This is a genomic window from Rhodoferax sp. GW821-FHT07F03, from assembly GCF_059418745.1.
This window is the reverse complement of the sequence record NZ_JBWKQM010000016.1, coordinates 88324-108410: the sequence shown is the minus strand read 5'-3', so window position 1 is coordinate 108410 and position 20087 is coordinate 88324. Positions and strand designations below refer to the sequence as shown.

Sequence of the window (20087 nt, the reverse complement as noted above, 5' to 3'; positions counted from 1 at the left end):
GTGTGTCCCCTAGGATTTTTAATGGCATCTTCTCCCCCCGCCGCGCGCCGCCGTGGCAAGCGCCAGAACTGGGCGCTGAACCTGGCGCTGCTGCCCATGGTTGCGACCGTGCTGCTGTGCTACATCGGCACCGTGGTCTGGTCCATCGCCATCTCGCTGACCAGCTCCAAGACATTTCCCAGCAGCAACTTCGTGGGCCTGGCGCAGTACGAGCGCCTGTTCAGCACCGAGCGCTGGACGCTGTCGCTACAGAACATGGCGGTGTTTGGCCTGGTGTTTGTGCTGGCCTGCCTGGTACTCGGTTTTTTACTGGCCGTGTTTATCGACCAGAAGGTGCGCGGCGAGGGATTGCTGCGCACCATTTTTTTATACCCCTATGCGATGAGCTTCGTGGCCACCGGCCTGGTCTGGCAGTGGATGCTGAACCCCGGCCTGGGCCTGCAGGAAGCAGTGCGCCAGCTGGGCTTTCCCAACTTTGAGTTCGACTGGATCATCAGCCAGGACAAGGTCATCTACGCCATCGCCATCGCCGCCATCTGGCAGTCCGCCGGCCTGGTGATGGCCCTGATGCTGGCCGGTTTGCGCGGTGTGGACGAAGAGATCTGGAAGGCTGCGCGCATCGACGGCATACCCGTCTGGCGCGTCTACCTGAGCATCGTTTTGCCCATGATTGCGCCCAGCGTCGCCACTGCCGCCGTGCTGCTGTCGCTGGCGGTGATCAAGGTGTTTGACGTGGTGGTGGCCATGACCGGCGGCGGCCCCGGCATAGCCAGCGAAGTGCCGGCCAAGTTCATCATGGACTACCTGTTCAACCGCGCCAACATTGGCCTGGCCTCGGCCGCATCGGTGGTGCTGCTACTGACCGTGCTGGTCCTGCTGCTGCCATGGCTGTATGCCAAAAACAGAATTGAACGCGCACAGAGCAAGGGGCATTGAACATGGCAACAACTTCCCAACCCAAAGTGCGCAGGCCGCGCCCGCCACAGCCCTGGCTGACGCCAGCGCGCGTGGGCATCTACGCCTTCCTGCTGATGAGCGCGGTGTTCTTCCTGCTGCCGCTGTATGTGATGGTAGTGACATCGCTCAAACCCATGGAAGAAATCCGCCTGGGCCAGATCTTTGCCCTGCCCAGCCAGCCCAGCCTGGACGCATGGGTAGCGGCCTGGACCAGCGCCTGCACCGGGCTGAAGTGCGAGGGCATACAGGTCGGCTTCTGGAACTCGCTGAAGATCGTCATCCCCAGCGCGGCCCTGTCCATCTTCATGGGTGCGTTGAACGGCTATGCACTAGCCTACTGGCGCCGGCCCTGGGCGGGCTGGTTCTTTGCAGTGCTGCTGCTGGGCGCCTTCATACCCTACCAGGTGCATCTGTACCCGCTGGTACGTGGCCTGTCGATGCTGGGCCTGTTCAGCACGCTGCCGGCCATCGTGCTGGTGCACACCATCTTCGGCATGCCGGTGATGACGCTGCTGTTCCGCAATTACTACGCATCGCTACCCGAGGAGTTGGTGAAGGCCGCGCGCATCGACGGTGGTGGCTTCTGGCGCATCTTCTTCCAGCTGATGCTGCCCATGTCCACCCCCATCATCATCGTGGCGGTGATCATGCAGGTGACCAATATCTGGAACGACTTTCTGCTGGGCCTGGTGTTTGCGGGGCGCGAGAACCTGCCCATGACGGTGCAGCTGAACAACATCATCAACACCACCACCGGCGAGCGTTTGTACAACGTCAACATGGCGGCCACCATCCTCACATCTTCGGTGCCGCTGTTCATCTATTTCATATCCGGTCGCTGGTTTGTACGCGGTATCGCCGCCGGTGCAGTGAAGGGGTAACACCCCCAGGCTACAGCGCAAGCGCTTTCCGCCACCCCCCCTCGGGTCGATTTGAAAAATCGAAACGACACGCAGGGGGCAACACCTGCAGCCTGGCGGAGCCAGTTCTGCGGTGTTTCTGGAAGGCTACTAATCCAGCTGCCGTTGGGCATTTACAAGAATTAGGGAATCAATATGGCTAGCGTTTCGATCCAACAACTCCACATCCGCCTGGGCCATGTGGACATCCTGCAAGACATGGACCTGGAGGTTCTGGACGGCGAATTCCTGGTACTGCTGGGCCCCTCGGGCTGCGGCAAGTCCACCCTGCTGCACAGCATTGCCGGGCTTATCGACGTGTTTGATGGCGCCATCCACATTGGCGGCAAGGACGTGACCTGGGCCGACCCCAAGGACCGCTCCATCGGCATGGTGTTCCAAAGCTACGCGCTCTACCCCACCATGAGCGTGGAGCGCAATATGTCTTTCGGCCCCAGCATCAGCGGCATTGCCAAGGATGAAATCGCCCGCCGCGTCAAGAACGCCGCCGCCATGCTGCACCTGGAGCCGCTGCTGCAGCGCAAGCCCTCGCAGTTGTCCGGCGGCCAGCGCCAGCGGGTGGCGATTGGCCGGGCGCTGGTGCGCGAGGCCGGCGTGTACCTGTTCGACGAGCCGCTGAGCAACCTGGACGCCAAACTGCGCAACGAGCTGCGCCGCGAGCTGAAGCAGCTGCACCACGACATCGGCAAGACCATGGTCTACGTGACCCATGACCAAACCGAGGCCATGACCCTGGCAAGCCGCATCGCCGTGATGCGCGACGGCAAGATCCAGCAGATCGGCACGCCCGCCGAGGTCTACGACCGGCCGGTGAACCGCTTCGTGGCGGGCTTTCTGGGCTCGCCGACCATGAACTTCCTGGAAGGCAAGCTGGTGGGCGAAAACGGCCGCCTGCTGTGGCGCGCGCCCGCGCTGACTGTGGACGTCAGCGCCTACCCTTTCGCCACCCTGCCTGTACCCAACCAGCCGGCCGTGCTGGGCATACGCCCCGAGCACATCCAGCTCACCGCGCCCGACGCATCGGCCGGCCAAGCCACGGTAACCCTGGCCGAGCCCATGGGCGCCAGCGTGGTGCTGTGGCTGGACCTGGGCGGCAACGCCGTGTCGGTGGTGGCAGAAAGCCACACACCGCACCAGCGCGGCCACAGCCTGGGCCTGCGTTGCGATGCACAGCGGGTGTCGCTGTTTGACACCGAAAGCGGCCAACGGCTATAGCCTATAGGCAGAGTATGCCCATGCAAGCGAATGCCCGCCGCTTCCTGGTCCTGATGCTGTTGCAGGCCTTTGCGGTCGGCCTGTCCAGCCTGTTCGTCAACCTGTACATCTGGAACATTGACCGCTCGCTGCTCACCCAGGCCAGCTACAGCCTGAGCAGCTCGGCGGCCATTTTGCTGAGCTTTCCTTTATGCAGCCTGCACGCGCGGCGTACCTCGCCCATGGCCAGCAGCCGCATGGGGCTGGTGATGTTCATGCTGACCTATGCCACCATCCTCTGGCTGCGCGAGGACTGTGCCCGGCACGTGGTGCTGCTGGGCGGCCTGTTCGGCCTGGCGGTGAGCTTCTTCGTCATCGGCCAGCACATGCAGTTTCTGGAGAACGCGCAGGACGCGCAGCGCGACCGCTTTCTGTACGCCGCCAACTTCCTCACCAGCTTTGCCGCCATCGTGGCGCCGCTGCTGTCGGGCTGGCTGATACGCCATATCGCCGGGCCGACGGGTTACTTCACCGTGTTCGGCCTGTCGCTGCTGACCTTTGCCGTGGCCGCCTGGTGGTCGTACCGGGTGCAGGGCCAGCCGCTGGCCCGCCAGTCGAATCTGCTGGGCGCCTGGCGCAACCGACAGCCGCGCTGGCGCGGCATGCTGTGGGTCAGCGTGGGCTCGGCCATGGTAGAGGGCTCGTACACCAGCTTTCTGGTGACCATCATGGCCTATTCCATCCTGCAAGACGAGCTGGCCATGGGTGCCTACAGCGCGCTGGTCGGGCTGGTGGGCCTGTTGTCCAGCATCGCCCTGTCGCACAGCTCGCAGGCCCGGCACCGCATGGGCATTTACGCCAGCGGCGCGGTGCTGGTGTTCGTCGCCTCGCTGGGCCTGGCGCTGCTGCCGCAGACCGCCAGCCTGGTGGCCTATGGCGTGGCCAGCGCCATAGGCTTCAACCTCATCACCACCAGCCTGATGGCCTGGAGCTACGCCGCCATCGAGTCCGCGCCCGACTACGCACAGCACAAGCTGGACTACATCGTGGTGCGCGAGATCCCGCTGGGCGCGGGCCGCATGGCGGGCATTGCGCTGTTCCTGGCGTTGCATGCCGCCTTCCCCACCCAGGTGCTGTCGATCGCCTTTGTGCTGTTCTCGGCGGTGTACCTGGCGCTGCTGCCTGCGCTGCAGCGTATCTGGCAGCCGCCACCCTTGGCACTACAAAATATATAGCTACCAGCACAGGTAATATCTGCGCTATAGGCCAAAATGACTAATAACCATCATGACCCTTAAATGCTGCACATGCAGCTGTGGACAGCTTGCCGTCCTACATCAAACTACATTAAATCCAATATCCACGCGGTGTAAATTCACCTAACATGACAAGTGCCTCTTAGTGGGGTCAGTTACAGTGCGGGAAATAGGCCTTTTGGCGTAAATTTGGCGTAAAGCTTCGTTTCATACCTGCGCTTGCCCACCCAAGCGGCAACCTCTTCCGGTGTCAGACCTTCAGGGCACCGATTTCTCCATGGATTTCATGGCTGCGTTTTCTGTAAGACGCGGCCATACATGCTACGTGCGCCTTCTCTCTTTGACGGACTAGAAGCGAAGCACGGCATGCACAGCGGGGAAACGTATGAAGCGTGAAGCCGTCACCACAGCCTTGACACGCCGCATCGGCAAATGCACCGACGCGCGCGCGGTAGCCCTGGCCTTTGCCAGCACCTGGCAACAAATCGCTGACGCGTTGGAAAAAGTGGTGGGCCGGCGTGGTGTTGGCGTGCTGCTGGACAGGGCGCTGTACCTCACTACCAAGCAGCATGGCTGGCTCCAGCCGTCCTCGGACCCAGGCAAAGAAGCAGACCCGCTACCGAATCTGATCGCAGCACTGGAGACCCAAAGTGCCAGCGAAAGCATAGAAGCCAGCCGTCTGCTGCTGGAGAACTTCACCGAACTACTAGATACCTTGATTGGCGAGTCCTTGGCTTTGGATCGCATACGCCTGGCGCTGGAGAATCCAAACTATGACCTGTTCGGCAATAACTGCGAGCACTTTGCCAAATTTGTGTCGACAGGGAAGAAGGAAAGCGTGCAGGTCGCGTTGGGCGTCATCGTTGGTGGCTTTCTCCTTTATGCAGCATTGAGCTAGTTCACGTTTCTTAGCTTCATCAATATTGATGAAGTTCAAGATGCCGACAAAAGAACTAGACCGCGAGTCAGTTCAAATTTGGGTGGCTGTGGCGTAATGCCACCTCAATTAAAAAGAAAGCACCCGATGGTCACAAAACCACCAGCCCCACCCGCTAAAGCTCGGCCGCCTGCACCTTCACGAGGGCGCCTAGCTAACGAAAATCGCTCGAAAACGATTGATGGGAGCAAGGGAAAACCCACCAATGTAACCACGAGTTTTGCCCCGACGCGGCCACCTACAACTCCACCGAAGAAATGAAGAGAGCCACCCATGAGCACTAAACCGCCAGCGCCCCCAGCGCCTCGTCCGCCAGCGCCAGCCCCAAGACCGGCGCCGAGCCCACCGCCGCCTTCACGTCCAGTACGTGAGGGCGTCGGAATGGATAGCAACGACGTCACAACAAATTTCTCCCCTACGCGTCCTCCCCCAACACCCCCGAAGAAGTGATGTCAATGCTCAAGCGCCTATTCTCAACATCGGAGTCTGAGGCGCAGCATCGGGACTATCTTTTTGCGCGCCGCCACGTAGTGCTTTATAAATTAGAGGTCACTCAGCGCTATCACCGCAAGCGGCAAAGATTTTTTGACCTGCTCGACAAGAACACAAAAGCCTTTACGATTTTTCTCGGCGCATCTCCGTTGCTAATTGAATGGTTCCGTGTGAACTGGCCCTTAGCAGGTGGATTGGTGTCCGTGATTGGGCTTCTGTCTCTCGTCTATGGCTACGGTGACAGAAAAACTGCACATAAAGAAATGGCAGAGGCGGCGCTCCAGATGCAGGCCCGGATTGAAGAAATAGACTTCTCTAGTTTCACGGACGATCAAGCGGCCCAGTTCGAAGGCGATTTTTCCCGATTGAACGGGAAGGAGATGCCAGCCCTCAAAACTCTGGTGACTATCTGCGAGTGGGAAACGTCTGTCTCGCAAGGTCAACCCGACAATGTAAAACGGCCGCACTGGCTGCGTCGATTCTTCGCCGACTTCATCTCATAGCCGCACCTCTGGTGAAGTAGTTCACCAAGCCTAAAACCACCCCTTTCCAGACACTTAGGGCTTCTGCTTAGAAGCCCTTTTTCTTGCGTCCTCAAAGGAGTGGTTTATGTCTCAAGTCTTCCCCCGCATGCTGTGGTGGGGCGTGCTCAGCGTGCTGCTGATGTGCCTCACGCTCTGGTCGCAAATTGCCATTCCTGGCAGCATCGTCGCCGTCACCTTGTACAAGGCCCACCTGCTGGCCTTCGGCGGCTGGGGTGGCTACAGGTTGGACCGGGCCTTGTTCCCGTACAACCGGCCGCACACCTACTTGGAAGAGGATCTGGACGAGCTGTACGGCGGGCCAGAGCACGATGAAGGCTACGTCACGGGCACACTGGTTTCGTCGGGTGAATTCGGCACGGCCATGATGCGCCGCGCCGTCATCGTGGCCGCCTGCCTGATCTGCGTGGGCTTGGGGGCCTAAATGTCTACGCCCCACGGCTACGCACCGGCCCAACTGCGCGGGCTGGAGGAATACCACCGGCTGCAAAAGGAGTGCACGCGCTCTGAAGTTCGCTTCTATGCGTGGGCTGTCCTGGTGGTGGCCATTGTCCTGGTCGTGAAGTTCGTTTTCTTCAACCAGGCGCAGGCTGCAGAGACTCCCGCTCAGGCCCACAAGCACGAGCGCACCCTGAAGCGTGAAGCCCAGCGCGTCTGGGGTCTGCAGGCACCGGTCGCCACCTTCGCCGCCCAAGTGCACCAAGTGAGCCGCTGGCGCGAGAACGCCCGCAGCCCTGTGGGTGCACTGGGGCTGACACAGTTCATGCCGTCCACGGCCAACTGGATCGGCGGCGTATCGCCCGACCTGGCCGAGCGCGCAGCCGTTTGCAACGTGTGATGGCCGTGGTGAAGGTGCGTGGCAGCGCCCACAGCGATGCCATCCGGCAGTACACCATCAGCGACGAGGGCATCTGTATTGGCGACCAGGTAGCCGACCACAAAGGCCTGTTCAGCGGCCGCCCCCGGCGCACGCACGCGCTCCCCCCCACCCCACGAGACCCCACGCCATGACCCATGATCGGATAGATGGCCCACCGCCAGCGCCCGGAGACAGCGACGAGGACCTGCGGCGCGCCGCTCTGGCCCAGCGCGAGGCGGCGTTGAAGGCTGGCGAGACGGCGATAGGGCAACGCGAAAGCGCCGTGCAGGCCCGGGAAGACCGCTCTTTCATCAAGGACGAAATGGCCTCGATCGCCAGCGCGCAGCTGGTGGAAGCCAACGAGCGCCTGGTGGTGGCGACCATCCATGCGCAGTCCCTGACCGAAGCCGCCGAAGCCGCCGCCACCCAGATGAGCTTCATGTCCAAGCACGATGAACTCACCGGCCTGCCGAACCGGGCCCTGCTGACCGACCGGCTGGCCCAAGCCATCACGCTGGCCCTACGGCAAGGCAACCGGGTGGCACTGGCCTACCTGGACCTGGACCACTTCAAACACATCAACGACTCGCTCGGCCACGCGGTGGGCGATTCACTGCTGCAGGCCGTGGCCAAGCGCTTGCAGGACTGCGTGCGGCAGTCCGATTCGGTCTTCCGCCAGGGCGGGGACGAATTTGTGGTGCTGCTGTCGCAGATCCACTCCGTGAACGACGCCACGCTGACGGCACAGAAAATCATCGAAGCCACCGCAGAGCCGTATCTGATCCAGCACCACAGGCTGCACGTCACGCTCAGCATCGGCGTGACCATCTACCCCGATGACTGCGGGGACGCCGAGGCCATGATGCGCGACGCCGATACGGCGATGTACTACGCCAAGAAGAGCGGCCGCAACAACTACCAGATGTTCTCACCGGAGATGAATGTGCGGGCGGTCGCGCGCCAGTCCATGCACAACGCTCTGCACCATGCGCTGGACGAGGGCGGCTTTATGCTGCAGTACCAGCCCAAAATCAATCTGAAGGACAACCAGGTCTTGGGTGTGGAAGCCTTGCTGCGCCTGGTGCGGCCCGACCGGACCCTGCTGCACCCCGAGCACTTCATCGGCATTGCCGAAGAAAGCGGCCTGATCGTATCGATAGGCCGCTGGGTGCTGCGCGAGGCCTGCACCCAGGCGGCGGCCTGGACACGCGAGGGCATTGCCTTCGGACAGATGGCGGTCAATGTGTCGGCCGTGGAATTCCACAGCAAAGGATTTCTGGCGAGCCTGCAAGCCATCCTGCAGGAAACCGGCTTGAACCCCGGCCTGCTGGAGCTGGAGCTGACCGAAAGCGGGCTGCTGCAGCACACCGAGCCCACCATCCTGCTGCTGCAGGCGCTCAAGGACATGGGCGTGCACATCTCCATCGACGACTTCGGCACCGGCTACTCCAGCCTGAGCTATCTGCGGCGCTTCCCGATCGACACCATCAAGATAGACCAGTCCTTTGTGCGCCATATCCAGAGCGACAACGGCGAATCCAAGCTGGTGGTGGCCATCATCGCCATGGGCAAGAGCCTGAACCTGCGGGTGCTCGCCGAGGGCATCGAGACCTCCGAGCAGCTCAACTACCTGAAGTCACAGGGCTGCCTGGAGGGCCAGGGCTACTTTTTCAGCCGCCCCTTGCATGCCAAGGCCTTCGCGGCCGGGGACTGGTCATCCTAGTCAGTCTGAAATAGCGCGCCAACCCGACGCCACGAGCCATGGGGCCCCAACCACACATGTAACAAAGGGTAGACTAGAAACTTCACGACCTCGGCCCATCCTCCTGAGAATCAGGCTGGTCATAACTAGCCACAATGAAAAGCACTCCCTACCGCCGGTCGTCTTCGACACACATCGCAAATGAACCTGCGGGACCCCGCGAAATCTGGTCAGCCCGAACCACTGTGCTGGTCTCTGCCGTTCTATTTGCTGTCGCTGTGTTCTATGCCAGAACACCGCTGGCGCAATTCCCGGTTTTTATCCCAATTTATGTCACTGCATTGGTGATTTTGGACCTTATCACCGCTGTTTTGCTCTTCGGGCAATTTCGGGCGTTGGGATCTGTTCCGTTATTGGTACTGGGGAGTGGCTATCTCTTCACGGCAACCGCGACCAGCGCCTACGCGCTGATTTTCCCGGGGCTGTTTGCCCCCACGGGGCTGCTCGGATCAGGCCCCCAAACTTCCTCGGCCATGTACATGCTGTGGCACACAGGATTCCCACTGGCCGTAATGGCGTATGCGAGGGGTAAAACGAAGCATACAGACATGTTCACGTTCCAACGGTTAAAGGCCAGGAACACACGGTTCGCAGTAGCTGCCGCCGTCTTCATGGTGTTGCTCGTGGTGGCAGCGTTTACCGCGTTCGCCACCTCCGGGCAGGCGCTGTTGCCTGTGTTTCTGGATGGAAATCGCACCACTATCATCGGCAAGGTGTTCTTGGTGAGTGTCTGGATGCTAAGTTTGGGCGCGCTCTGGGTCCTACGGCGCGGCAAACTTCACACCGTGCTGGACGTGTGGCTTCAGGTTGTGATGTGCGTATGGCTTTTCGATCTGGCCTTGGCAGCTGTCTTGAATACGGGCCGATACGACCTCGGGTGGTACATGGGGCGCGTGTACGGCCTCCTGGCCGCAGGTTTCTTGCTGATTGTGCTGCTTAGTGAAAACGCACGCCACTACGCCCGGCTCCTCAAAGTATCCGCAGAGCTGCGAACTGCAAACGACACTCTCTGGCAAATCTCCATGAAGGATGGCCTGACCGAGCTCGCCAATCGCCGTTTTTTCGACACGCATCTGGCTGAGCACATGGCGGTTGCGCTGCGCCACAAGCGGCCACTTGCGCTCGTGCTGGTGGATGTGGACCATTTCAAGAAGTACAACGATGAGTATGGCCACTTGGCTGGAGACGAGTGTCTCAAGCAGATTGCCATCGCGCTGGACTCCTGCTGCCAACGTCCAACTGATTTGGCCGCACGCTATGGCGGCGAAGAATTTGCTCTGGTGCTACCTGATACAGACCGCATCGGCGCTATACATATTGCAGAAACTATCCATACCGCAATTTCCAGCTTGCGCATTCCCCACCGCAAATCCTCCACCGGGCCCTGCATCAGCATCAGCAGCGGTGTTGCCCTCATGCCACCAGGGGCTCACATGACAGCGGAGATGTTGATTGGCGAAGCAGACAAAGCCTTGTACCAAGCCAAAAACAATGGCCGCAACCAGCTTGCGCTAATCGAGGTCCCCCATACCTTGAATTCATGGAGTACTCCCAGTAATTACCAGCACAGGCACATGCAACAAGAGAACGCCGACATGACGTCTGGAACCTCGATACACCCTGTCCAACAGCCTGCGGCGTAGACTTCTACAATCTTTTGCCTGTTCGAGAGTTTCTTACCTCTGGAGTACCCCATGAGCCTGCACACCTGGTGGCTGTTTTTGATGATGACCTTTCTGGTGTCGGCCACGCCAGGGCCGAACATGCTGCTGGTGATGAGCTCCAGCGCCCGCTTCGGCTTCCAGGCCGCGCTGGCCACCATGGCCGGCTGCATGGTGGTGATGATTCTGATGATGGGCATCTCGGCCGCCGGCCTGGGCGCGCTGCTGCAAAGCTTCCCGACCGTCTTCAACACCCTGCGCTGGCTGGGCGCCGCTTACCTGGCCTATCTGGGCATCCAATGCTGGCGCGCACCGGTGGCCCAGGAGGCGGATGGCAGCGTTGCCAAAGCCAGCGTCGTGCCCAGCAACGCCAGCCTGTTCCGCCAGGGCGTGCTGGTGGCCGGCAGCAACCCCAAGGCGATTCTGTTTGCCGTGGCCTTTTTGCCGCAATTCCTGGACGCCCGCGCCCCCCAGTTGCCGCAGTTCACGGTGCTGCTGCTGACCTTTGCGGTGATCGAGGCCGGCTGGTACCTGGTGTATGCCGGCAGCGGCAAGACGCTGGCCAACTTTCTGCGCCGCGCCAGCGTGCTGAAGATGTTCAACCGCGCCACTGGCGGTGTGTTCGTAGGCTTTGCCGCCGTGATGGCCACCGTGCGCAACTAAGCTTCCGGTTGCTACCAAAAAAATAGCTGCCAGCGCAGGTACTACCTGCGCTGGCAGCTATTTTTGCTTACAACAACTACCGGGCAAACGCAATCTGCGGGCTGGATGCCGTGCCGCCATGGCCCAGCTTGAACACCGCCACCGACTGCACCAGGGACGCAGCCTGGCTCTTCAGGCTGCTGGCGGCAGCAGCCATTTCTTCCACCAGCGCCGCGTTCTGCTGCGTTGTCTGGTCCATGTGGACCACCGCTTCGCCCATTTGCGACATGCCCTGCGCCTGCTCAGAGCTGGCGGTGCTGATCTCGCCCATGATCTCAGTCACCTTCTGGATGGCCTGCACCACCTCGCTCATGGTGCTGCCCGCCTGGTCCACCAGGGCCGTGCCCTGGCTCACGCGCTCCACGCTGTCGCCGATCAGGGCCTTGATCTCTTTGGCGGCAAGCGCGCTACGGCTGGCCAGGCTACGCACCTCGCTGGCCACTACGGCAAAGCCCCGGCCCTGCTCACCCGCACGCGCGGCTTCCACGGCCGCATTCAAGGCCAAGATGTTCGTTTGAAAGGCGATGCCGTCGATCACGCTGATGATGTCGCTTATCTTCTTCGAGCTGTCGTTGATGCCCTTCATGGTGTCCACCACCTGGCTCACCACCGCTCCGCCGCGAGTCGCCACATGGGAAGCGTTCAGCGCCAGCGTGTTGGCATGGCGCGAGTTGTCTGCGTTCATGCGCACGGTGGAACTCAGCTCTTCCATGGACGCCGCCGCCTGCTCCAGCGCGCTGGCCTGCTGCTCGGTACGGCCCGACAGATCATGGTTGCCGGTGGCAATCTCCGCGCTGGCGTTCGACACGCTGTCCGCCCCCTGGCGCACCCGCCCCACTACGTCGAACAGGCTGGCCTGCATGGCCTGCAGAGCCGTCAGCAACTGGCCGGTTTCGTCAGTGGAGTCCACCTGGATAACAGAAGTCAAATCACCCGACGCCACGGTTTGCGCCAGCTGCACGGCCGTGCCTATCGGCCCCGTGATCGAGCGCGTCAGCGTATAGGCCAGGGCCACCGCCAGCAAGGTGGCGCCCACCGTCAGCGACAGCATCAGCACATTCGCGCCATGGGCCATCTCGGCCGCCTGGACGCCGAACTCCTCCATACCGTCGGTCTGGCTTTTCAAAAACGCCTCGATGGCCGACAGGTAGACAGTCTGCGGTGGCAACATTTCCTTGACCAGGAAGGTACGGCCCTCGTCGATCTTGCCAGTCTTGATCATCTCCAGCAGGGTTTGCTCGTGTTGCTTGAAATTGGCGCGCGCCTCCAGCATGGCGCCCAGGGCGGCCTTGCCTTTGTCGCTGTGCACAATGCCCGTCAGTTCCTCCACCGCCTTGGCGATCACCACAGCCGAGTCGTCCACCTTGGCAAGCTCTCCCTGTACCACCGGCGGCTCGGAGGCAATCAAGGCCGTGCGCAACGCTCGCGACTGCCGGTTCATCTGGTTCTCGATCAATTGCGCCAGCGCCACCTTGTGGTAGCGGTCGTGCAGGATGATTTCGATGTTCTGGTCCACCGCATTGATGCGACTGATACCGACCGACGCCATGGCGATCAGCAGCCCGATCACGATGGCGAAACCGGCCCCCAGACGTGGGCCGATGTTCATGTTTTTAAGAAAATGCAGCATTACGCCCACCTTTCGTAGAGGATTGAAAACCACTGCGACACACTGCCCAAGCCGACCTGGCAGTGCATCCTGCCATGCCTGGCCCCCGAATCAAAGGTACTGCTGCCGCAAGCGCACCCTGGCAGGTATTAACACCTGGCCGACCTTCAAAGCACAAAACAACAGCAAGCGCACACACTGTCTGCGCAAGATGTTATTAATTTCATAGCAAATGTACGCGAAAGCAGCATCTGAAGTGTCAGGTTTACGAGCATACCCTGCATGTGCAGCGCCTGCCCCGCAGGTCGGCACCAAGATGGCCCATGCCGCACCAATACGGGTTTATCATTACAAGGAAAACGATTGCGCAAACGTTTTCCACACTATTATTCAACCCACAAAAGAGTTCCACCCTGGCCTCGGCGTCTCGCCACAAGGCCGTGGAATTGCTTTTGTACGTGTTTTTCTTAGCCCCTCATACATGGAGACAGCCGCATGAAATTGACCCGCCGCACCGCCCAAACCACCCTCGCCCTCAGCCTGCTGGCTGCCCTGACGGGTGCGCCCGCCTTCGCCGCCGAAAAACCCAAGGTCGCGCTGGTGATGAAATCCCTGGCCAACGAGTTCTTCCGCACCATGGAAGACGGCGCCAAGGCCCATAACAAGGCCCATGCGTCCGAGTACACCCTGGTGTCCAACGGCATCAAGAATGAAACCGACACCGCCGCCCAGATCCGTATGGTCGAGCAAATGATTGCCCAGAAGGCTGACGCCATCATCATCGCCCCGGCCGACTCCAAGGCCCTGGTGCCGGTGCTGAAGACCGCCATCGACAAAGGCATCCTGGTGGTCAACATCGACAACCAGCTCGACGCCGATGCGCAAAAAGAGAAAGCCATCCAGATTCCCTTCGCCGGTCCTGACAACCGCGCTGGCGCCAAGCTGGTCGGCGACTTCCTGGCCAAGAGCCTGAAGGCCGGCGACAAGGTCGGCATCATCGAAGGCGTGTCCACCACCTTCAACGCACAGCAGCGCACGCTGGGCTTCCAGGACGCGATGAAGGCCGCTGGCGCCACCGTGGTCGGCGTGCAGTCCGGCAACTGGGAAATCGACAAGGGCAACACCGTGGCATCCGGCATGCTGCGTGAACACCCCGACCTGAAGGCCCTGCTGGCGGGTAACGACAACATGGCCCTGGGTGCCGTGGCTGCCGTCAAGGCCGCCGGCAAGACCGGCCAGGTACAAGTGGTGGGCTACGACAACATCACCGCGGTCAAGCCCATGCTGAAGGACGGCCGCATGCTGGCCACCGCCGACCAGTACGGCGCCAAGCAAGCCGTGTTCGGTATCGAGATCGCCCTGAAGGCCATCGCCGAGAAGAAAAAGCAAGCCGACATGCCTGCGGCCATCCAGACCGACGTGGTGCTGGTGACCAAAGACACGAAGTAAGCCCCAGAACCGCAACGCGGCAGCCCCAGCCGCGTTGCGTCTCACACACATTGCCATGACCGCCACACCTGTTCTCACCATCCGTTCCGTCAGCAAAACCTATGTCACCCAGGTTCTGCATGACGTCTCCCTGTCGCTGCGCGCGGGCGAAGTACTGGCGCTGACCGGTGAAAACGGCGCGGGCAAAAGCACGCTGTCCAAAATTATTTCCGGCCTGGAAAAACCCAGCGCCGGTGAACTCACACTGGCCGGCCAGCCCTACGCGCCCGCCGCGCGCCGCGAGGCCGAGGCCTTGGGCGTACGCATGGTGATGCAGGAGCTGAGCCTGATCCCCACGCTGACCGTGGCCGAAAACCTGCTGCTTGGCGCCCTGCCCCACCATGGCAGCTGGCGCGCCCACTGGATCGACAAGGCCCAGCTATACGCCAAGGCCTCGCAGCAACTGGCCAAGATGGGCATCCACGACATCGACCCGCGCACCCCGGTGTCGCAACTGGGCATAGGCCAGCAGCAGATGGTGGAGATTGCCCGCAACCTGCAGGACAACACCCGCGTGCTGATACTGGACGAGCCCACGGCCATGCTGACGCCGCGCGAGACGCGCCACCTGTTCGACCAGATCGCCCGCCTCAAGGCCCAGGGCGTGGCCATCATTTACGTATCGCACCGCCTCGAAGAGCTGGTGCAGATTGCCGACACCCTGGCCGTGCTGCGCGACGGCCGCCTGGTCAAGGTCTGCCCCATGCACACCGTGAACGAGGCCGACATCGTCCAGCTCATGGTCGGCCACGCGGTGGACCAGGACATGGAACGCCCACGCCGCCCGCAGGGCAAGCTGCTGCTGCGCGCCACCGGCCTGCGCCGTGGCCGTGCAGTGCAGGACGTCAGCCTGGATGTGCATGCTGGCGAGGTCTTCGGCCTGGCCGGCCTGGTAGGCAGCGGCCGCACCGAGGTGCTGCGCCTGCTGTTTGGCGCCGACCGCGCCGAGCATGCCGAGATCAACGTCACCGGGCAGCCGCCCACCGACAACAAGGGCTGGCGCTCGCCGTTGCAGGCGATTGCCGCCGGCATCGGCCTGGTCACCGAAGACCGCAAATCCCAGGGCCTGCTGCTAAGCCAGCCGATCCGCGTGAACACCACACTCAGCGATGTGGGCGCGGTATCCAAAGCCGGCTGGCTCAACTTTGCGCGCGAAAGCGCGATTGCCCAGGCCATGGTGCAGCGCCTGTCCGTGCGCTGCAACGGCCCCGAACAGCCGGTGGGCACGCTCAGCGGTGGCAACCAGCAAAAAGTGGTGTTCTCGCGCTGGCTGCACCACGAATGCAACATCTTGCTGCTGGACGAACCGACACGCGGCGTAGACGTGGGCGCACGCGCCGACATCTATGCCGAGCTGGAAAAAATGGCCGAGGCCGGCAAGGGCCTGCTGATGGTCTCCAGCGATTTGCGCGAGCTGATGCAGATGTGCGACCGCATCGGCGTGATGGCACAGGGCCGCCTGGTCGCCATCTTCGAGCGCGGCCAGTGGACCGAAAAGTCCCTGCTGGAAGCCGCCTTCAGCGACACCCAGGACCGCACCGGCACCCACGGCTAAGCCCCCCGTTCTCCGCCCAATCTTTTCTTCCGATTTTTGCAATCCACCATGTCTACTTCTCCCTCTCCCCGCAGCAGCAGCCAGCTCGGTACCTACCTGGGCCTGAGCGCCGTGCTGGTCGGCATGGCCATTTTGTTTGGCAGCCTGAGCGAATACTTCTTCAGCATGGAGACCTTTGTCGCCATCGCCAACGAAATCCCGGCCCTGCTGGTGATGGCCGTGGGCATGACCTTTGTGCTCATCATCGCGGGCATTGATTTGTCGGTTGGCTCGGTGCTGGCGCTGTCAGCAGCGGCCACGGCTACCGCCATATTGCAGTGGCACTGGGCGACCCTGCCCGCCGCGCTGCTGGGCCTGCTGGTCGGCCTGGCCTGCGGTGCCGCCACCGGCTGGATCGCCGTGGCATGGCGCCTGCCCTCGTTCATCGTTTCGCTGGGCATGCTGGAAGCCGTGCGCGGCGGCGCCTATGTGGTGACCGACTCGCGCACCCAGTACGTGGGCGACGCCATCGGCGGCCTGGCCGCGCCCTGGGTGGGTGGCGTGTCGGCCTCCTTCTTCATCGCCGTGGCCCTGGTGGTGGTGGCCCAGCTGGTGCTGAGCAAGACCGTATTCGGCCGCTATGTGGTGGGCATTGGTACCAACGAAGAAGCCATGCGCCTAGCCGGCATCAATCCCAGCCCGATCCGCATCGCGGTGTTTGCCGCCACCGGCCTGCTGGCCGGCTTTGCGGGCCTGATGCAGTCGGCCCGGCTGGAGGCGGCCGACCCCAACGCCGGCTCGGGCATGGAGCTGCAGGTGATTGCCGCCGTGGTGATCGGCGGCACCAGCCTGATGGGCGGGCGCGGCTCGGTCATCAACACCTTTTTCGGCGTGCTGATCATCGCCGTGCTGGAAGCCGGCCTAGCCCAGATCGGCGTCAGCGACCCGAGCAAGCGCATCATCACCGGCTGCGTGATCGTGGTGGCCGTCATCATCGACACCCTGCGGCAGCGTCGCGCCGCCACCCGATAATTTCGGCATGGCCTCCATCAAAGACGTTGCGCGGCACGCCAACGTATCCATCTCCACCGTCTCCCATGTGGTGAACCGCACCCGCTTTGTCAGCGACAAGGCGCGGCAGGACGTGGAAGCCGCGATCCGCGCGCTGGGCTATGTACCCAGCGCGGTGGCCCGCAGTCTGAAGAGCAACACCACCAAAACGCTGGGGATGCTGATCCCCAACTGCTCCAACCCCTACTTTGCCGAGATCGTGCGCGCGGTGGAAGACCACTGCTTTGCCAGCGGCTACACGCTGATACTGTGCAACACCGACGACGAGCCGCACCGCCAAAGCGTCTACCTGCAAGTGCTGGCCGAGAAACGGGTGGACGGACTCATCATCATCTCCACCGGTGAAGACAGCGACCTGCTGCAGCTGCTGCAAGGCCTGACCACACCCACCGTGCTGCTCGACCGCGAGCTCACCCATGTGCACTGCGACCTGGTGGAAACCGCCCACGTGCAAGGTGGCCAGATGGCCGCCGAACACCTGCTGCAGCTAGGCCACCGGCGCATTGCCTGCATTGGTGGGCCCGCCGACCTGAGCTCCAGCGCGCAGCGCATCCAGGGCTGGCGCAATGCGCTGGCCGCAGCCGGCTTGGCGGAAGAGGCCAGCAACTTGCTGTGGCACAGCGACTTCACCAGCCAGGGCGGCTTTAGCGCCATGCAGGCGATTCTGCAATCGTCTCAGCCACCCAGCGCCGTGTTCGTCTGCAACGACCTGATGGGCATAGGCGCGCTCAGCGCCGCCCACGAGGCCGGGGTGCGCGTACCGCAAGACCTGTCGCTGGTCGGCTTCGACGACATCGAGCTGGCGCGCTTCACCAGCCCACCACTGACCACCATCGTCCAGCCCAAGCAGCGCATCGGCATGCTGGCCGTGGACATGCTGCTGGAACGCATACAGGGTGGGCGGCTGGATGCCAAACAAGTTCTTTTGCAGCCCACGCTGACCGTGCGCGCGTCCACCGCACCCTATTCAAAACAATGAAACGTACCACCCTCCTCCACGCAGAACTTTCCCAGGTCATTGCCAGCATGGGCCATGGCGACATGCTGGTGCTGGGCGATGCGGGCCTGCCCATCCCCTTCGGCCCCGGCGCGCCGCAGCGCATCGACCTGGCCGTCTGCCCCGGCACACCGGGACTGCAAGAAGTACTGAAGGCCGTGCTGAGCGAGCTGCAGGTAGAGGCCAGCATCATCGCCACCGAGGCCCTGGTCGGCGACGAACGCCAACTGCCCGCCTGGTGTGCCGACCAGTTGCCCACCAAACCAGCCAACCTCAGCCATGCCGACTTCAAAAAGCTCTGTAGCCAGGCCCGTGCCATGGTGCGCACCGGCGAATGCACACCCTACGCCAACATCATCTTGGTCGCCGGCGTCGCGTTCTAGCTATCGAAACAATAGCTGCTGACGCAGGCAGAATCTGCGCCAGCAGCCTGTTCTTATCAAATCGTAACGGCACGGTACGCCGGCGGCGCTTTCCGCTACAGTGGGTCGCACCATGCCGTCCCAGCGCCTTCACCTCCCTCTGACCACAGCCCTGCTGCGCTGGGCCGGGGCGCTGATCTGCGCAGTACTGACAGGCTGCGCATCGCTGCCCAGCACGGTAGACCGGCCGGTGTCCACGGCCCTGGCCCAACCCGAAGACACGCGGCTAGGCGCGCTGGTGGCCGCGCGGGCGCAGCAGGCGGGCACACGCAACGACTCGGGTTTTGCGCTGGTGGGCGATGCCCAGCAGGCCTTCAGCAGCCGCATGGCCTTGATCCAGGCGGCGCAAAAAACGCTGGACCTGCAGTACTACGCCATCTTTGCCGACGACACCACCGAGCGCCTGTTAGCTGCACTACGCGATGCCGCCCACCGGGGTGTACGCATCCGCATCCTGCTGGACGACTTCAACACCTCGGGCAAGAACGCCCAGGTGCTCAAGCTGGCGTTTGAAAGGAACATCGACCTGCGCCTGTTCAACCCGTTGCCGGGTGGCCGCGGCTCCATGGCGCTGCGGGTGCTGAGCAACCTGAAAGACACGGCGCGCATGCAGCGGCGCATGCACAACAAGATGCTGGTGGCCGACAACGCGGTGGCCATCACCGGCGGGCGCAACCTGGGCGAAACCTATTTCGGCCAGAGCCAGGACAGCAACTTCATCGACATTGACATGCTGGCAGCAGGCCGCATGGCCCGCGAACTCTCGCGCAGCTTCGACCAGTACTGGAACAACCCGCTGGCCTACCCCGTGGAATCGCTGATGACGGAGCAAGAAATCGAGGCCCTGAAGCCCCCGCCAGAGCCCGTATCCGCAGATGCGGCACCCGCCCCGCCCGCATTGCCCGGAACCATGGACCTCGGCAGCTTCCGCTGGACCTGGGCGCCGTCTGCACTGCTGGTGGACAAGCCTTCCAAGATCGCGGCCGACGCCGACACCACCGATGCCCAGCAGGACACCGCTGTCGATGGGCTGCTACAGCTGATGGGGCAGGCCCAGCGCACGCTGCTGATCGTGTCGCCCTACTTCGTGCCCGGCGAGCGCATGCTCAAGGCCTTTGCCGACCTGCGCCGGCGCGGCGTGCAAATACGTGTGCTGACCAATTCACTGGCCTCGACCGACGCGCCCGCCGCCCATGTCGGCTACGCACGCTACCGCAAGGCCCTGCTCGGCCTGGGCATCGCGCTGTATGAAATGCGGGCCGAGCAAAAGGGCACGTTCCGCCGTCTGGGGACCACAGCCCTGGGCAGCGGCAACAGCGGTACACGCGCCAGCCTGCATTCCAAGATGGTGGTGGTGGACGACAGCTGGCTGGTGGTGGGCTCAATGAACCTGGACCTGCGCTCGCAGCTGCAAAACAGCGAGGTGGCCATCATCGTCCGCAGCAGCGCCATCTCCGCCGAAGCCACGCGCCTGGTCGAGCCCACGCTGGCCCATGGTGCTTACCACGTCGAACTGCAGGACCAGCGGCTGCTATGGCGTGCGCCGCCCGGTGCCGCGTTCTCTGATGCCCGCAACGAGCCAGACGCCAGCCTGGGCCTGCAATTCTTCACCACGCTGATGGCACCGTTTGCACCCGATGAAATGCTATAAAAAGAGAGCTTACAGCGCAGATTCCACCAGCGG

At 62.4% G+C, this 20087-nt stretch carries 19 protein-coding genes; 18 read left to right on the top strand and 1 reads right to left on the bottom strand.

The annotated features are described in order from the left end of the window. Positions 1-21: 21 nt before the first annotated feature. From AC07R0_RS22645 to AC07R0_RS22590, 12 genes are all read left to right on the top strand, one after another. Entirely contained in the window at positions 22-936 is a 915-nt protein-coding gene (locus tag AC07R0_RS22645; protein ID WP_495106565.1) for a carbohydrate ABC transporter permease, read from the top strand. Between the two features lie 2 nt (positions 937-938). Beyond that, complete coding sequence (locus AC07R0_RS22640) at positions 939-1838, top strand: carbohydrate ABC transporter permease (RefSeq protein WP_495106564.1); 900 nt, start codon at positions 939-941, stop codon at positions 1836-1838. A gap of 174 nt (positions 1839-2012) precedes the next feature. Then, the gene (locus AC07R0_RS22635; RefSeq protein ID WP_495106563.1) at positions 2013-3092 is read left to right on the top strand and encodes an ABC transporter ATP-binding protein; all 1080 of its coding nucleotides are present in this window, start codon (positions 2013-2015) and stop codon (positions 3090-3092) included. 20 nt (positions 3093-3112) lie between these two features. Next, positions 3113-4306: an MFS transporter gene (locus tag AC07R0_RS22630; protein ID WP_495106562.1), complete on the top strand. Its 1194-nt coding sequence runs from the start codon at positions 3113-3115 to the stop codon at positions 4304-4306. Positions 4307-4712: 406 nt separating this feature from the next. Continuing rightward, the gene (locus AC07R0_RS22625) at positions 4713-5225 is read left to right on the top strand and encodes a hypothetical protein (protein ID WP_495106561.1); all 513 of its coding nucleotides are present in this window, start codon (positions 4713-4715) and stop codon (positions 5223-5225) included. 488 nt (positions 5226-5713) lie between these two features. Beyond that, the gene (locus AC07R0_RS22620) at positions 5714-6259 is read left to right on the top strand and encodes a hypothetical protein (protein ID WP_495106560.1); all 546 of its coding nucleotides are present in this window, start codon (positions 5714-5716) and stop codon (positions 6257-6259) included. 106 nt (positions 6260-6365) lie between these two features. Then, on the top strand, positions 6366-6722 hold the full coding sequence (locus AC07R0_RS22615; protein WP_495106559.1) for a putative holin: 357 nt from the start codon (positions 6366-6368) through the stop codon (positions 6720-6722). After that, complete coding sequence (locus AC07R0_RS22610; RefSeq protein ID WP_495106558.1) at positions 6723-7136, top strand: transglycosylase SLT domain-containing protein; 414 nt, start codon at positions 6723-6725, stop codon at positions 7134-7136. It begins immediately after the preceding gene. Further along, positions 7124-7309: a hypothetical protein gene (locus AC07R0_RS22605; protein ID WP_495106557.1), complete on the top strand. Its 186-nt coding sequence runs from the start codon at positions 7124-7126 to the stop codon at positions 7307-7309. Before AC07R0_RS22610 ends, AC07R0_RS22605 begins: the two co-directional genes overlap by 13 nt. Continuing rightward, on the top strand, positions 7306-8880 hold the full coding sequence (locus AC07R0_RS22600; RefSeq protein WP_495106556.1) for a putative bifunctional diguanylate cyclase/phosphodiesterase: 1575 nt from the start codon (positions 7306-7308) through the stop codon (positions 8878-8880). The genes AC07R0_RS22605 and AC07R0_RS22600 overlap by 4 nt, the downstream gene beginning before the upstream one ends. Before the next feature lie 224 nt (positions 8881-9104). Further along, the gene (locus AC07R0_RS22595) at positions 9105-10562 is read left to right on the top strand and encodes a GGDEF domain-containing protein (protein WP_495106555.1); all 1458 of its coding nucleotides are present in this window, start codon (positions 9105-9107) and stop codon (positions 10560-10562) included. A 51-nt stretch (positions 10563-10613) separates the two neighbouring features. Beyond that, positions 10614-11243, top strand: a complete 630-nt coding sequence (locus tag AC07R0_RS22590; RefSeq protein WP_495106554.1) for a LysE family translocator — start codon at positions 10614-10616, stop codon at positions 11241-11243. Positions 11244-11319: 76 nt separating this feature from the next. Here AC07R0_RS22590 and AC07R0_RS22585 read toward each other — a convergent pair whose 3' ends face one another. Beyond that, complete coding sequence (locus tag AC07R0_RS22585; RefSeq protein ID WP_495106553.1) at positions 11320-12912, bottom strand: methyl-accepting chemotaxis protein; 1593 nt, start codon at positions 12910-12912, stop codon at positions 11320-11322. 474 nt (positions 12913-13386) lie between these two features. On the opposite strand from AC07R0_RS22585, the gene AC07R0_RS22580 reads away from it, so the two are divergent. From AC07R0_RS22580 to AC07R0_RS22555, 6 genes are all read left to right on the top strand, one after another. Further along, positions 13387-14340 carry a sugar ABC transporter substrate-binding protein gene (locus AC07R0_RS22580; protein ID WP_495077418.1) on the top strand — a complete coding sequence of 318 codons (954 nt, stop codon included), beginning with the start codon at positions 13387-13389 and terminating at the stop codon, positions 14338-14340. 55 nt (positions 14341-14395) lie between these two features. Then, the gene (locus tag AC07R0_RS22575) at positions 14396-15934 is read left to right on the top strand and encodes a sugar ABC transporter ATP-binding protein (protein WP_495106552.1); all 1539 of its coding nucleotides are present in this window, start codon (positions 14396-14398) and stop codon (positions 15932-15934) included. Between the two features lie 48 nt (positions 15935-15982). After that, positions 15983-16945, top strand: a complete 963-nt coding sequence (locus AC07R0_RS22570) for an ABC transporter permease (RefSeq protein WP_495077416.1) — start codon at positions 15983-15985, stop codon at positions 16943-16945. A 7-nt stretch (positions 16946-16952) separates the two neighbouring features. Further along, positions 16953-17963: a LacI family DNA-binding transcriptional regulator gene (locus AC07R0_RS22565; RefSeq protein WP_495106551.1), complete on the top strand. Its 1011-nt coding sequence runs from the start codon at positions 16953-16955 to the stop codon at positions 17961-17963. Next, the gene (gene rbsD, locus AC07R0_RS22560) at positions 17960-18364 is read left to right on the top strand and encodes a D-ribose pyranase (protein ID WP_495106550.1); all 405 of its coding nucleotides are present in this window, start codon (positions 17960-17962) and stop codon (positions 18362-18364) included. The genes AC07R0_RS22565 and rbsD overlap by 4 nt, the downstream gene beginning before the upstream one ends. Before the next feature lie 112 nt (positions 18365-18476). Continuing rightward, positions 18477-20054 carry a phospholipase D-like domain-containing protein gene (locus AC07R0_RS22555; RefSeq protein ID WP_495106549.1) on the top strand — a complete coding sequence of 526 codons (1578 nt, stop codon included), beginning with the start codon at positions 18477-18479 and terminating at the stop codon, positions 20052-20054. Positions 20055-20087 lie beyond the last annotated feature (33 nt).

Excerpts from the sequence above, each read along its gene's own strand:
- AC07R0_RS22645 (WP_495106565.1), top strand. The coding sequence starts at position 22 with ATGGCATCTTCTCCCCCCGCCGCGCGCCGCCGTGGCAAGCGCCAGAAC.
- AC07R0_RS22640 (WP_495106564.1), top strand. The coding sequence starts at position 939 with ATGGCAACAACTTCCCAACCCAAAGTGCGCAGGCCGCGCCCGCCACAG.
- AC07R0_RS22635 (WP_495106563.1), top strand. The coding sequence starts at position 2,013 with ATGGCTAGCGTTTCGATCCAACAACTCCACATCCGCCTGGGCCATGTG.
- AC07R0_RS22630 (WP_495106562.1), top strand. The coding sequence starts at position 3,113 with ATGCAAGCGAATGCCCGCCGCTTCCTGGTCCTGATGCTGTTGCAGGCC.
- AC07R0_RS22625 (WP_495106561.1), top strand. The coding sequence starts at position 4,713 with ATGAAGCGTGAAGCCGTCACCACAGCCTTGACACGCCGCATCGGCAAA.
- AC07R0_RS22620 (WP_495106560.1), top strand. The coding sequence starts at position 5,714 with ATGTCAATGCTCAAGCGCCTATTCTCAACATCGGAGTCTGAGGCGCAG.
- AC07R0_RS22615 (WP_495106559.1), top strand. The coding sequence starts at position 6,366 with ATGTCTCAAGTCTTCCCCCGCATGCTGTGGTGGGGCGTGCTCAGCGTG.
- AC07R0_RS22610 (WP_495106558.1), top strand. The coding sequence starts at position 6,723 with ATGTCTACGCCCCACGGCTACGCACCGGCCCAACTGCGCGGGCTGGAG.
- AC07R0_RS22600 (WP_495106556.1), top strand. The coding sequence starts at position 7,306 with ATGACCCATGATCGGATAGATGGCCCACCGCCAGCGCCCGGAGACAGC.
- AC07R0_RS22590 (WP_495106554.1), top strand. The coding sequence starts at position 10,614 with ATGAGCCTGCACACCTGGTGGCTGTTTTTGATGATGACCTTTCTGGTG.
- AC07R0_RS22585 (WP_495106553.1), bottom strand. The coding sequence starts at position 12,912 with ATGCTGCATTTTCTTAAAAACATGAACATCGGCCCACGTCTGGGGGCC.
- AC07R0_RS22580 (WP_495077418.1), top strand. The coding sequence starts at position 13,387 with ATGAAATTGACCCGCCGCACCGCCCAAACCACCCTCGCCCTCAGCCTG.
- AC07R0_RS22575 (WP_495106552.1), top strand. The coding sequence starts at position 14,396 with ATGACCGCCACACCTGTTCTCACCATCCGTTCCGTCAGCAAAACCTAT.
- AC07R0_RS22570 (WP_495077416.1), top strand. The coding sequence starts at position 15,983 with ATGTCTACTTCTCCCTCTCCCCGCAGCAGCAGCCAGCTCGGTACCTAC.
- AC07R0_RS22565 (WP_495106551.1), top strand. The coding sequence starts at position 16,953 with ATGGCCTCCATCAAAGACGTTGCGCGGCACGCCAACGTATCCATCTCC.
- rbsD (WP_495106550.1), top strand. The coding sequence starts at position 17,960 with ATGAAACGTACCACCCTCCTCCACGCAGAACTTTCCCAGGTCATTGCC.
- AC07R0_RS22555 (WP_495106549.1), top strand. The coding sequence starts at position 18,477 with ATGCCGTCCCAGCGCCTTCACCTCCCTCTGACCACAGCCCTGCTGCGC.